General features: G+C 61.0%; 14 protein-coding genes and 1 other RNA gene. 1 reads left to right on the top strand and 14 read right to left on the bottom strand.

The genetic code is table 11. The features are described 5' to 3' along the window. Window positions 1–6: 6 nt before the first annotated feature. From recR to ubiD, 5 genes are all read right to left on the bottom strand, one after another. Window positions 7–603 (bottom strand): recombination mediator RecR, encoded by a 597-nt coding sequence (gene recR, locus AC3WOY_RS05160; protein ID WP_492421432.1) that lies wholly within the window; start codon window positions 601–603, stop codon window positions 7–9. Between the two features lie 2 nt (window positions 604–605). Beyond that, entirely contained in the window at window positions 606–932 is a 327-nt protein-coding gene (locus tag AC3WOY_RS05165; RefSeq protein ID WP_420476371.1) for a YbaB/EbfC family nucleoid-associated protein, read from the bottom strand. A 15-nt stretch (window positions 933–947) separates the two neighbouring features. Then, entirely contained in the window at window positions 948–2,897 is a 1,950-nt protein-coding gene (locus AC3WOY_RS05170) for a DNA polymerase III subunit gamma/tau (RefSeq protein ID WP_492421434.1), read from the bottom strand. A 144-nt stretch (window positions 2,898–3,041) separates the two neighbouring features. Continuing rightward, window positions 3,042–3,140, bottom strand: an RNA gene (gene ffs, locus AC3WOY_RS05175) — signal recognition particle sRNA small type. 60 nt (window positions 3,141–3,200) lie between these two features. Next, a complete protein-coding gene (gene ubiD, locus AC3WOY_RS05180; RefSeq protein ID WP_492421436.1) occupies window positions 3,201–4,685 on the bottom strand; it encodes a 4-hydroxy-3-polyprenylbenzoate decarboxylase in 1,485 nt (494 codons plus the stop codon). A gap of 473 nt (window positions 4,686–5,158) precedes the next feature. On the opposite strand from ubiD, the gene AC3WOY_RS05185 reads away from it, so the two are divergent. Then, window positions 5,159–6,103 (top strand): transglycosylase SLT domain-containing protein, encoded by a 945-nt coding sequence (locus tag AC3WOY_RS05185; protein ID WP_492421438.1) that lies wholly within the window; start codon window positions 5,159–5,161, stop codon window positions 6,101–6,103. Between the two features lie 61 nt (window positions 6,104–6,164). Here the strand turns inward: AC3WOY_RS05185 and AC3WOY_RS05190 are convergent, their stop codons facing one another. The 9 genes from AC3WOY_RS05190 to AC3WOY_RS05230 form a co-directional block, all read right to left on the bottom strand. Further along, on the bottom strand, window positions 6,165–7,334 hold the full coding sequence (locus AC3WOY_RS05190) for a pyridoxal phosphate-dependent aminotransferase (RefSeq protein WP_492421440.1): 1,170 nt from the start codon (window positions 7,332–7,334) through the stop codon (window positions 6,165–6,167). A 64-nt stretch (window positions 7,335–7,398) separates the two neighbouring features. After that, entirely contained in the window at window positions 7,399–7,881 is a 483-nt protein-coding gene (gene nusB / locus AC3WOY_RS05195) for a transcription antitermination factor NusB (RefSeq protein ID WP_492421442.1), read from the bottom strand. Between the two features lie 3 nt (window positions 7,882–7,884). Beyond that, complete coding sequence (gene ribH / locus AC3WOY_RS05200) at window positions 7,885–8,370, bottom strand: 6,7-dimethyl-8-ribityllumazine synthase (RefSeq protein WP_088709994.1); 486 nt, start codon at window positions 8,368–8,370, stop codon at window positions 7,885–7,887. A 133-nt stretch (window positions 8,371–8,503) separates the two neighbouring features. Further along, window positions 8,504–9,616 (bottom strand): bifunctional 3,4-dihydroxy-2-butanone-4-phosphate synthase/GTP cyclohydrolase II, encoded by a 1,113-nt coding sequence (gene ribBA / locus AC3WOY_RS05205; protein ID WP_492421444.1) that lies wholly within the window; start codon window positions 9,614–9,616, stop codon window positions 8,504–8,506. A 92-nt stretch (window positions 9,617–9,708) separates the two neighbouring features. Further along, complete coding sequence (locus AC3WOY_RS05210; RefSeq protein WP_492421446.1) at window positions 9,709–10,323, bottom strand: riboflavin synthase; 615 nt, start codon at window positions 10,321–10,323, stop codon at window positions 9,709–9,711. Between the two features lie 12 nt (window positions 10,324–10,335). After that, a complete protein-coding gene (gene ribD, locus AC3WOY_RS05215; RefSeq protein WP_492429195.1) occupies window positions 10,336–11,400 on the bottom strand; it encodes a bifunctional diaminohydroxyphosphoribosylaminopyrimidine deaminase/5-amino-6-(5-phosphoribosylamino)uracil reductase RibD in 1,065 nt (354 codons plus the stop codon). Window positions 11,401–11,472: 72 nt separating this feature from the next. Next, complete coding sequence (locus AC3WOY_RS05220; RefSeq protein WP_492421448.1) at window positions 11,473–12,024, bottom strand: GspH/FimT family pseudopilin; 552 nt, start codon at window positions 12,022–12,024, stop codon at window positions 11,473–11,475. 6 nt (window positions 12,025–12,030) lie between these two features. Then, window positions 12,031–12,492, bottom strand: coding sequence for a type IV pilin protein (locus AC3WOY_RS05225; protein ID WP_492421450.1), 462 nt, complete (start codon window positions 12,490–12,492; stop codon window positions 12,031–12,033). Further along, on the bottom strand, window positions 12,470–13,123 hold the full coding sequence (locus AC3WOY_RS05230) for a pilus assembly PilX family protein (protein ID WP_492421452.1): 654 nt from the start codon (window positions 13,121–13,123) through the stop codon (window positions 12,470–12,472). Before AC3WOY_RS05230 ends, AC3WOY_RS05225 begins: the two co-directional genes overlap by 23 nt.

The following is a 13,123-nucleotide window of genomic DNA, read 5'->3' on the forward strand; positions in this document are numbered from 1 at the left end:
TGGAATCTAGGTGGATCGGCGGTCCAGCATGGCGCGGGCGATGGTGCCCGCATCCACATATTCAAGCTCGCCGCCCACGGGAACGCCGCGGGCCAGGCGGCTGACCTTCAGGCCGCGCGCCTTGAGCGTCTCGCTGATGTAATGGGCGGTCGCCTCGCCCTCATTGGTGAAGTTCGTCGCCAGCACAACTTCGGCCACGGCACCGTCGGTCGCGCGTGCGATCAGCTTCTCGAGATGGATGTCTTTTGGCCCGATGCCGTCCAGCGGCGACAGGCGTCCCATCAGTACAAAGTACAGCCCTTTGTAGGTCAGGGTCTGCTCGATCATCATTTGGTCTGCCGGCGTTTCCACCACGCAGAGGAGGCTCGCATCGCGCTCTTTATTCAGGCAGGTTTCACAGACCTCGTTCTCGGTGAAGGTATTGCACCTGGCGCAGTGGTGGATGCGCTCCACCGCCTGCGACAAGGCGCGCCCGAGCATGGCCGCGCCGTCGCGATCATGCTGCATCAGGTGATACGCCATGCGCTGCGCCGACTTCGGGCCGACGCCCGGCAGACGGCGCAATGCTTCAGTGAGGAATTCGAGGCTGGAGGGAGATTTCACTATCAGAACGGCATCTTGAAGCCGGGCGGCAGCGGAAGCCCGGCGGTCATGCCGGCCATCTTTTCCTGGGAGGTGGCTTCTGCCTTGCGCACTGCATCGTTGAACGCCGCGGCCACGAGGTCTTCCAGCATATCCTTGTCGTCGCCCAGCAGGGAAGGATCGATCGACACACGCTTGACATCATTCTTGCAGGTCATCACGACCTTCACCATACCGGCGCCGGACTGGCCTTCGACTTCGATCGTTGCCAGTTGCTCCTGCATCTTCTTCATGTTGTCCTGCATTTGCTGGGCTTGCTTCATCAGCCCTGCGAGTTGGCCCTTCATCATGGTCGTACTCCTTGTTTAAATGGGTTTGATCGATCCCGGCACGATGGTTGCGCCGAATTCGCGCATCATCGCCTGCACGAAAGGATCGCGCTGGAGGTTTTCTTCCGCCTGGCGCAGTTTTGCCTCGCGGTCGGCTTGCGCCTGGGCGTTGGCCGTCTGCTCGACGGCACCGATTTCTGTTGTGACGCGCGCGGATTTACCGAAATGCTCCGTCAGTGCCGCCGCCAGTTTTTCAACGGAGCCAGCGGAGCGCAACGTGTCGAGCGGTATGCGCAAGTGGATGGACACGCCTCCACCGTTGTCCTCGCATTGCAGCAGCTCGCTCTGCTGCGCGAGCTGCTGGACAACGCCGCGCAGCTGCAGGGAGGCGGCCAGCGCGGGCCAGTCGCCGTCCCAGTTCAGCGAGGGAATGGGTATTGGAGGCAGCGCCTTGGCACGCGGAGCTGGAGGTTCCGCCGGTGGAGCAGGCGGCGCCTCTTCTTCCATGACAGCCGTGTCGCCGAATGCGTCGGCCGCCGGTTTCAGTTCAGTTTTTTTTTGAGCCGCTGCCGGAGCAGAGTCGAAATCCGCCCATTCCGGCGCAGGCGGTGGCGGATTGTCTTCCCAGGGCGGCACGGATGCAGAAGAAGGAGCGGGGGCCTGCGCAGGCGGTGGTGCGGGCGGCCTTGCGGCAACCGGCGCAACCGAAGCGGCTGCCTGCGGCTTGCCGGCATTGCGCGCTGCTTCCAGTGCGGCACGAGCCGGACTCATCGCGCCGGCCGGGCGCGCAGGCGCGGAAGCGACAGGTGCTGCCTGCGGCGCTGCGGCAGGCCGGGGCGCCGGAGCGGGAGCCGCTGCCTGAACCGGCGCGCGTGCAACCGGCTTCGCTTCGGCGGCGCCGACACCGGGTCGGAATGCGAGCATGCGCAACAACGTCATGGAAAAGCCCGCGTACTCATCCGGCGCAAGACCAAGCTCGTTTCGCCCATGAACGGCGATCTGGTAGAACAGTTGCACCTCTTCCGCATCGAACAAGCCAGCCAGACGGATGATGTCTTCGCGTTCCGCAACATCGTCGGGGAGTGCCGCGGGAACGGTCTGCGCGAGCGCGATCCGGTGCAGCAAGGTTCCAAGGTCCTGCAAGGCTGCGCTGTACGACAGGCTGCGCGTCGCCATCTCGTCGGCAACCGCCAGCAGCGCTGCCCCATCCTTGGCAGCCAGCGCGTCAAGCACGCGGATGAGATAGGACTGGTCGAGCGCGCCCAGCATGCCTTGCACCGACTCGAGCGTCACCTTCCCTGCCGCATAAGCGATTGCCTGGTCCGTCAGCGACAGCGCATCACGCATCGAACCGTGCGCGCCTTGCGCAAGCAGGCGCAGGGCCGGAGGATCGTAAGCGATGTTTTCCTGGCCGAGGATGTTTTCGAGATGGCCAACAATGTGGCCGGGCGGCATCTGCTTGAGGTTGAACTGCAGGCAGCGCGATAGAACAGTTACCGGGATCTTCTGCGGATCGGTGGTCGCGAGGATGAACTTCACATGCTCCGGCGGCTCCTCCAGCGTCTTCAGCATGGAGTTGAACGCATGGTTCGTGAGCATGTGGACTTCATCGATCATGTAGACCTTGAAGCGCGCATTCGACGGGGCGTAGATCGCCTGCTCCAGCAACTGCGCCATTTCATCGACGCCGCGGTTCGAGGCCGCATCCATTTCGATATAGTCGACAAAGCGGCCGGCATCGATGGCGGTGCAGGCTTCGCACACGCCGCATGGCTTGGCGGTGATTCCTGTTTCGCAGTTGAGCGACTTGGCGAGGATGCGCGACAAGGTCGTCTTGCCGACGCCGCGCGTCCCGGTAAACAGATAGGCGTGATGCAGGCGTTGCTGATCCAGCGCATGCGTGAGCGCCCGCACGACGTGCTCCTGCCCGACGAGCGTTTCAAAGCTCTTGGGGCGATACTTGCGGGCGAGGACTTGATAAGACATGGCTGCGCTGGCTGATAAGTGTAGGTCGCATTTTACCTGACCTGATGCAAGTTATAGCCGCGGATTGCGCGAATGACGACGACGGCCGTATCCGTCGCGCAAGACGCGGAACACCGCAATGAAAAGCAGGGAAATAAAGGAAGAAGAGGCGAGCCTTGTCTACGGCACTTGCGGGGAATGGCTGTGGCTGCTTCGTTCCCGACCTGACCAGGTTGACCACGCCGCAATGCGCAGGGGCCCGCCGATCGCCATTCTAACAGCAATAGCGTCGGTGCGCCCCTGAATTTCTCGGGTTGACTGGAATCAAAGTCCGAGCTGCTGCCAGATGCTGTCGACTTTCGCCTTCACCTCGGGCGTCATTTCAATCGTGCGCCCCCACTCCCGGCTGGTTTCCCCCGGCCATTTGTTGGTCGCATCGATCCCCATCTTGCTGCCCAGGCCGCTGACCGGCGATGCGAAATCGAGGTAATCGATCGGCGTATTGTCGACCAGCGTGGTGTCGCGGAAAGGATCGACCCGCGTCGTGATCGCCCAGATGACTTCTTTCCAGTCGCGCACGTTCACGTCGTCGTCCACCACAATAATGAACTTGGTATACATGAACTGGCGCAGAAAGCTCCAGACGCCGAACATCACCCGCTTCGCATGTCCGGGATAGGACTTCTTCATCTGCACCACTGCCATGCGATAGCTGCAGCCTTCGGGCGGAAGATAGAAGTCGGTGATTTCGGGGAACTGCTTTTGCAGCAGCGGAATGAACACTTCGTTCAACGCCAGTCCGAGCACCGCCGGTTCATCGGGCGGCTTGCCGGTATACGTAGAGTGGTAGATCGGATCGCGCCGCATGGTGATCCGGTCGATGGTGAAGACCGGGAACCACTCCTGCTCGTTGTAGTAACCGGTGTGATCGCCATACGGACCTTCCAGCGCATGCTCATAACCGCTCGGATGAGACGCGTCGGGATAGATATGCCCTTCAAGAACAATCTCCGCCGATGCGGGCACGCGCAGTTCGCTACCGATTGCCTTCACCAGATCGGTACGACTGCCGCGCAGCAGGCCGGCAAACTGGTATTCGGAAAGCGTATCCGGCACCGGCGTCACTGCTCCAAGGATGGTGGCCGGGTCGGCGCCGAGCGCGACGGCAATCGGATACGGCTTGCCCTTGTTGACGATGCCGTGCTCGCGGAAGTCGAGCGCCCCGCCCCGATGTGCAAGCCAACGCATGATGACCTTGTTGCGACCGACGACCTGCTGGCGATAGATGCCCAGGTTCTGCCGCTTCTTGTTCGGCCCCTTGGTTACTACGAGCCCCCAGGTAATGAGCGGCGCCACATCACCGGGCCAGCAATGCTGGATCGGCAACTTTGCGAGGTCCACGTCATTGCCCTCCCACACCACGTCCTGGCATGGCGCGGAACGGTGCTCGCGCGGCGCCATATCCCATAGCGACTTCACCATGGAACCCAGTCCGAGCACATCCTTGAGGCCCTTCGGCGGTTCCGGCTCCTTCAGCGTAGACAGCACGTGACCGATCTTGCGCAGCTCCCCGATATCGTCCGCCCCCATGCCGAGCGCCACGCGGCGTGTCGTCCCGAACAGATTGCCCAGCACCGGGATGGAATGCCCGCTCGGCTTCTCGAAAATCAGTGCCGGACCGCCCGCCCGCAGGGTGCGGTCGCAGATCTCGGTCATCTCCAGGTTCGGCGAAACAGGCACATCGACCCGCTTTAATTCACCCAACTGTTGCAGTTGGGAAATAAAATCCCGCAAATCGGAATATTTCATGATTTTTGACAAAGTATGAGGGCACCTTCTGTTTTTAAAATTCAAGCCCAAGTCGTTGATTTTATTGGCTTAATGTTGCGCCGCAGCGAGATTTCAAGATTTAAAAGTAATAAAGACTTAATTCTATAGTATTGACTCGATATAAACAGCCCCCTAAAATTCGCCCAACTTGATGAGGAAGCGGGCCGGGGGATGTAGGGCTGCGCATCGAGAATCCTCATCACTCACGGGATCGGGGTCCCACATGACATTTTAAGGAGTGTTTTCAAAAGGCGTCTGCCTTATCCCCGAAAAAAGTTGCCTGCCGCTGTTCCGGCCCCTTCTGCGCCGCCAGTCCTGAGCAAGCAATTCCGACGTCTGCCGATTGCGCCGCGCGCGATGACAGACGATGTAACTGATTCACGGCAAACACAAGCGTCTACAAGGCTCTGTAGTGGGCTCTTCGCTTGCCGCGAGGTTTCAGGGAGGTTCAAATGATTAATCGTTTCATCAGGGTGACATCCGATTTCACCCGCAGGAAAGCCAGCCAGTCGGCCGCATGGGCAGTCGTCGCCCGCGACACGGTCAGCGGCTTCATCACCACCGCGCACCACATGCTGATGGTGCTCGGCATTCTCGCTATCGCAGCGCTGGGCATCATGTTCGTCAAGCCCGAGGTCACTGACCACCTGAAGGCATTGTCGCCGTTCGCACAGGCAGAAACCGAAGAAGCTGAACTGCCCCCGTCCGCCGGCCTGCTGGACATGCCTGCACCGTCCATTGCCAAGCAAGACGTGGCTGACAAGGCTGAAGCCGCCATGCGTACCGACGAAAAGAACGCGGCAGCCAGCGCCCGTCAGCAGCAATGGGTGACCGCGTGGCTCTCCAAGCGCTATCGCGTCGCCACGGATGCGACCGACATGCTGGTGTCTGCCGCCTACCTGACCGCCAAGGAAATCAAGCTCGATCCGCTGCTAATCCTGTCGGTGATGGCCATTGAATCCCGCTTCAATCCGTTCGCGGAAAGCCCTGTCGGCGCACAAGGCCTGATGCAGGTCATGTCCAAGGTACACCGCGACAAGTTCGAGGAACTCGGCGGTGTGAAGGCAGCATTGAATCCGATCGCCAACATCAAGGTTGGTTCGCTGATCCTGAAGGACTATGTGAACCGCGGCGGTTCCGTCGAAGCAGGCCTGAAGCTGTACGTCGGCGCAGGCGCATTAGAGTCGGATGCCGGCTACGGCGCCAAGGTGCTGGCTGAATACCAGCGACTCAAGGAAGTCTCGATGGGCAAGAAAGTACCGGTCTACTCGACGTCGGCAAGCTCGACAGTGCAGAAAGCACGCCCGCAGGAGCGCAAGACCGAAGAAGTCGAGGAAGCCGCTTCGGGTTCATCCAATCAACCGCTGGCACAGGCTGACCTCGCTTCCGCACTGTAACGGCGATTCAGCCAATAAAAAAGGAGCCAATGGCTCCTTTTTTCATTCCCGCTGCCAGATTTCACCGGCGCTCTGCGAAGAACTTCTCCAAACGCAAAACAGCCTCGCGCAGGTTATCCAGCGACGTCGCATAAGAGAGACGGATGTACTGCCGCGCCGTGAACGGCCCGAAATCGAGCCCTGGCACGAGTACCACCCCCGCCTGGTTCAGCATGTCAATCGTCAGCTTGTCGGCATCGTCCGACAGGACTGAACAGTCCGCATATACGTAAAAAGCACCGTCAGGAGTCACCGGCACCTTGAAGCCCAGCGCCCTGAGCGCAGGAACGATGTAGTCCCGCCGCCGCTTGAACTCCGCCTTGCGCTGTTCGTAGATGACAATCGACTCCGGCGAGAAGCAGGCGACTCCCGCATGCTGCGCAATGCTGGACGCGCAGATGAACAGGTTCTGCGCCAGCTTTTCCACCTGCGGCACCATGAATTCAGGCACGACCAGCCAGCCGAGGCGCCAGCCCGTCATGTTGAAATACTTGGAGAAGCTGTTGATGACGATGACGTCTTCGCCGAGCGACAACGCGGAAAACGGCTCTTCGTCGTAAGTCAGTCCCTGGTAAATCTCGTCGACGATCGTAAATCCACCCTTCTCGCGCACCGTCCCTACGATCTTTGCCAGTTCGTGATGCGGAATCGACGTACCGGTCGGGTTGGACGGAGAGGCGAGCAATACCCCACGTGTCTTTTCGGTCCAGTGCTCCCGGACCACGGCATCGGACAGCTGGAATCGCTGCTCCGGGCCGCTCGGAATCATCTTCGCCTTTCCATTGAACGCGGCCACGAAATGCCGGTTGCAGGGATAGGAGGGATCCGGCATGAGCACTTCCGCGTCGGTGTCAACCAGGGCGGCACAAGCAAGGAGCAGCGCGGCGGAGGCGCCGGCCGTGATGATGATGCGCGACGGCGGGATCTGCAATCCGTAGACGCGCTGGTAATGCGCGGCAATCGCTTCGCGCAGCGCCGGGATGCCGACAGCGGAGGTGTACTGCAGCTTGCCGTCACCCATGGCGCGCGCCGCCGCCTCGACGACCGGAGGCGCCGCCGTGAAGTCGGGCTCGCCGATGCCCATGTGGATGATGGAGCGGCCCTGCCGCTCCAGTTCGGCTGCCATCTTCGCCAGCTCCATGACATGGAAGGGGGCGATATTGGCAAGGCGGGAAGCGAGGATCGGATTCATCGCGGGTATGGTGTCGTGCAGTCGCCGGCGGTTGCCGGCGACAAGGGGAGGTGCGGCAGGACGGTCAGTGCTGGCCGCGCTTCTTCGCGTCTTCGACCTCGACGGTACGCGCCGTCGCTGCAAACTTGTCGAGCACGCCGTTGACATACTTGTGACCGTCGATGCCGCCAAAGGACTTGGTCAGCTCGACCGCTTCGTTGATCACCACCTTGTAGGGAATCTCGACGTGATTGGTCAGTTCGTATGCACCGATCAGCAGGGCCGCATGTTCGACAGGCGACAACTGGCCGATCGGACGATCGATCAGCGGCGCCAGTCCTTCACGCAGGGCGCCTGCCTGCTTGATCGTTCCATGCAGGAGGGTGTCGAAATGCTCGGCATCGGCCTTGTTGAAGCCGTGCGCCTCGCGAATGTGCGCGTCGATCGCACCGGCATCCTCGTTGTTCAGCAGCCATTGATACAGCCCCTGCAGGGCGAATTCGCGCGCACGATGGCGCGGCGTGCGATTCTTGTTCGGGTTCGCGTGGACAGTCGTCTTTTGCGTCATTGCTTACTCTTCCTCTGTCACGTCTGCGAGTTCTTCCAGTGCAATCGCAAGATTGGTCATTTCCACTGCGACACGTGCAGCATCCGCGCCCTTCTCCGCCATGCGTGCTTCGGCCTGCTCGTCGGTGTCCGTCGTCAGGACGGCATTGGCGATGGGAATGCCGAAGTCGAGGCCCACGCGGGTGATGCCGGCGCCGGATTCGTTGGACACCAACTCGAAGTGGTAGGTCTCGCCGCGTATGACCGCCCCAATCGCGATCAGTGCATCGAATTGCTGGGTCTCGGCCATTTTTTGCAGCGCCAGCGGAATTTCGAGGGCGCCCGGCACGGTGACGTGCAATACATCCTCGTCGGCAACGCCAAGGCGCTTCAGCTCGGCGAGACAGGAAGACAGGAGGCCGTGGCAAACGTCTTCATTGAAGCGGGCTTGCACGATGCCGATACGCAGGCCTTCGCCGCTCAAATTCGTTTCGTAAGTTCCTACGGTCATGGTATTTCCTTCATGCGCGATCGCGCTCATGGGTATTGGGACCATGCACCGCCCTCGTCCAGCAAGGCGGTGCACAGCCATTTCTTGTTCGACATGTCATCGGCCTGCGGCGCTTGGGCGCCGGCAGACGATGTCAGTTTTCCGGTTTTGCCTGGTAACCGGTCACTTCAAGGTCAAAACCGGTCATCGACGGCATCTTGCGCGGGCTGGCGAGCAGCTTCATCTTGCCGACCTGGAGGTCTTTCAGGATCTGGGCGCCGATGCCGTATGTACGCAGGTCCATGCGCGATTCGCGCGGCTGCGGCTTCTGCTCGGGGTTGCTGAGCGCATCGAACTGCGCAAACATCTGTTCCGCCGACTCCTCGCAGTTGAGCAGGACCATGACGCCGCGCTCGGAAGCCTTGATCGCAGCCATCGCCGAAGCCATGTTCCAGGAGTGGGTGGTCGCCTGTGTTTCGAGCAGGTCCAGGATGGAAACCGGCTGATGCACGCGTACCAGCGTTTCGACATCCGGGGTGATATCGCCATGAACCAGGGCAAGGTGCGCCCCGCCGCTCGGCTTGTCCCGGTAGGCGATGGCCCTGAACGGACCATGCACGGTGTGCATCGTGCGCTCGGCAAGACGTTCGACGATGCTTTCGTTCTGGCTACGGTAATGAATCAGGTCGGCGATGGTGCCGATCTTCAGGCCATGCTCTTTCGCGAACTCGATGAGGTCCGGCAGGCGTGCCATGGTGCCGTCATCCTTCATGATTTCGCAGATCACGGCTGCCGGGGTCAGTCCGGCGAGCTCGGCAAAATCGCAGCCCGCTTCGGTATGTCCGGCGCGCATCAGGACGCCGCCCTTCTGCGCCTTCAGCGGGAAAATGTGGCCCGGCTGCACGATGTCGGCCGGCTTGGCATTCTTGGCCACCGCAACCTGGACGGTCTTGGCACGGTCCGCCGCGGAAATGCCGGTCGTGACGCCCTCGGCCGCCTCGATCGAGACCGTGAAATTGGTGCCGTAGGACGTCCCGTTCCGGGTCGTCATCATCGGCAGGTTGAGGAGGTTGCAACGCTCTTCGGTCAGGGTCAGGCAGATCAGGCCGCGCCCGAACTTGGCCATGAAGTTGATTGCTTCCGGAGTGACGAACTCGGCGGCAAGGACGAGGTCGCCCTCGTTTTCCCGGTCTTCCTCGTCAACGAGGATGACCATGCGGCCCGCGCGCAGTTCGGCAATGATTTCTTGAGTTGTTGAAATAGCCATGACTTGAATCCTGTGTAGCTCGCTATTTTAAAGGATTTGGGGACCTTCCCACTTTCAAGTTTGAAACTTGTGCAGGCGGCGCGGCCAAATGGTCAGGCCTTGGCGCTCAGCATCCGCTCGACATAACGCGCGATCAGATCGATCTCGAGGTTCACCTTTACGCCCGGTTTCAGGTGCTTGAGCGTCGTCACTTCAACGGTATGCGGAATGAGGTTGATCGAGAATTCGCAGGCATCCGTCGTATCCTCGATCTGATTGACCGTCAGGGAGACGCCGTTGACCACGATCGATCCCTTGTAGGCGAGGTATTTCGCCAGCTCCCTCGGCGCGGCGATAACCAGTTCCATCGATTCACCGACCGGCTCGAACTTGCCCACGATGCCCAAGCCGTCGACATGGCCGGAGACAAGGTGGCCGCCGAGACGGTCGGCCAGTGTCAGCGCCTTCTCCAGGTTGACCTCGCCCGCACTGTCCAGCCCGGCCGTGCGATTCAGGCTCTCGCGGGACACGTCCACGGTGAACCCCGTCTCCGTCTTGCTGACGACCGTCATGCATGCGCCGTTCAGTGCGATCGAATCGCCGAGGGCGACATCGTCCATCGGCAGGCCGCCTGCATCAATGGTCAGGCGCACGCCGGCGTCCGGCTCACTGCCAAGCGGAGTGATGGATGTGATTTTGCCGACAGCGGCAACGATTCCGGTAAACATGGGCAAATCCGATCAGGTAAAACGGGCAAGGATACGCAAATCGGAGCCGATTTGCTTGATTTCGTGGAATGCAAGGCGCGTCTGGCTGTCGAGCGATTCGAGCGCGGGGAGATCGAACAGTCCGCGCGCGTCGCCAAGGATGCTAGGCGCAAAGTACAGCAACAGTTCGTCGACACATCCTTCTCGGATCAGGGAACCGTTCAGCTTGAAACCGGCCTCGACGTGCAATTCATTGATCTGGCGGGCGCCAAGCTCCTTGATCAGCGCGGGCAAGTCCACCTTGCCGGCGGCATTCGGCAGCTGGATGACCTCGGCGCCCTTGTCGCGGAGACGCGCTTCCTTTTCCGCGTCCGAAACGGCTGTGACGATCCATGTGCCTCCTCCTTCGAGGACGCGGGCATCAGTGCGGATCTGAAGGCGGCTATCGACGACTATCCGCCGGGGTTGGCGAGGTGTTTCTACGGCACGGACCGACAGTTGCGGATCGTCTTCCTGCACCGTTCCAATGCCGGTCAGGATCGCACATGCACGCGCGCGCCACCAGTGGCCGTCATCGCGAGCGGGTGTCGACGTGATCCACTGGCTCAGTCCGTTGTGCAGGGCGGTCCTGCCGTCCAGGCTGGCGGCAGCCTTCATCCGCACCCAGGGCTTGCCCTGGCGCATGCGGGACATGAATCCGATGTTGATTTCGCGCGCCTGGTCCTCGAGCACGCCCGATACGACTTCAATGCCGGCTGCCTCAAGCTTCGCACGCCCCTGCCCGCCGACGAGCGGATTGGGGTCGCCGACCGCCATGACGACTTTCGCCACGCCGGCCTTGATCAAGGCATCCGCACAGGGCGGCGTACGCCCGAAATGGCTGCACGGTTCCAGCGTCACATAGACGGTCGCGCCACGAAGATCGTGACCACGGTTCCGCGCGTCATTCATCGCCTGCACCTCTGCGTGTGCCTGTCCTGGCGGCTGGGTGTTTCCCGCCCCGATCACCATACCGTCCTTGGCGATGACACACCCGACGCGGGGGTTGGGCGTCGTGATGAACATGGATCTTGCTGCCCATTGGAGCGCCAGCTCCATGCCCTGGATATCGTTGTCGATTCTCACTGGTTGCCTGTTCTCTTCGTGGGGCCCGAGCCCGCATGGAGCAGGCTAGCAGGTGTCCGTATCGATTTCCGGATTGCAGATGCGGGGACGCCCGACGAAGTTCAGCTTGATTTTCCTGACCTTGCTTGCCAGCTCGAAAGTAAAGGTTCCGAACTGGGTCCGGTACCCATTTTCATGGGTGCGTGTGCGCCCTGCCCCGTTGTATGCGAGGTATTGTACTGTCGAATCCGTCAGCCTGGCCGTGATCCGCATGCCGGCAGGAGCCGGGCCATGGCTGAAAATGATGATGTCCGAACTGCCCGGCCGCAGGTCGCGGTTCTTGTCGATGAAGACGACCCAGCCCTGCGCCCAGTCGCCCTCTTCGCCGGCAGGCACCATGTCTACGCGTACGCCACGCTGTACGGCTTCAGCTCGGGCAAGGTTGATCGCCGCAAAAAAATCATTTGTTGCGGCGGTAATCCGCGTGTCGCGGATCAAGCCGAGAAATCCGGGAACGCCAACGGTAAAGAGGATAGCCGCGACAGCGAAGGTGACAGCCAGTTCGACCAGCGTGAATCCTCGGTTTCGGCACAGCAGAAATGGCGAACCTCGTCTCATGCTGTCTCACCTCCAGCATTCCGGCGTGCTGGCGTCCTGTTCTCCGGTGCTTGCAAGGACAAGATTGCCGCACACCGGATCCTCGAAGCTTGCGTTGACGTTCGCGGTACCGGGCATGGCGACGAGGCGGACACAGTTCCGTATCTTGTCGCCCGGGCATGCTTCCGCCTTGATTTCATAGGCGCTGCTTTCCGGGCTGTTTCCCGAATACCACTTGAACTGCTTTTCGTCTTCACCCGAGGAACCAGCGGAAAAAGCGATGTAGCTGTTGCGCTGCGAATAGAATCGCTCCTCCTGGAGCATCAATTGCAAGAGCGCCGCACGCCCTTCTGCCCGCTTCGCCTTGCGCGATGCCTCCTTGTAGGAGGGAAACGCAATAGCGGCCAGTATCCCGGCGACGGCAAGCGCAACAAGTATCTGAATCAGTGAAAATCCGCGCGACCGGTTATTCGCGTTCGAGTGCTTCACGAAGTTCCTCCCAGTTCAAGATTTCACGCCAGCCCATCCTGCGCCACGTTCCGTCCGCCGCTTTCCGGAAATATGACTGGAGTACAACCTGCGTATGCTCATTGCTTCCGTAACCGATTGCGGTGATCCGAAAGGTTGTCCTGGCCAGGCTGTCCGCACTTTCCGGATGCGGGGGCGCATCGGGAAAGACCTCGATCAGGTAGCGCGGCGGAGTCGCACTGTCGACCAGCGCACTGCTCCGCCCAGTGAAATAACCGAGCGGGACCGAGATCATCTCCGGGTCATGGTGGAGTTGCTGCCAGACGGGGAACATGTCCGGCGCGGCCGGTCGGCACAGTCCGAGCAAAGGATTGGCCGCGCCCGCTTCGCAATAGCCTCCAGCACGATCCGCCGCTTCTTTCATGTAGAGCGCGACTCTCAGGGATTTTTCGATATCGAGCTCGGCATCCTTCAATGCCGCCTCGGACGCGGCGAAGGCCACGAACCGGTCACGTTCGTGGCGCGACGCCTTTTCCTCCTGAATGGCGACCTGCGCGGCGGATGTTCCGAACAGGAGAATGACCACCATCATCAGCAGACATACAATCAGCGCGGCGCCCTCCTCGCGCCCGAGCGGAAAAATTCGCCGCAT

The organism is Noviherbaspirillum sp. FW303-A3 (assembly GCF_058788695.1).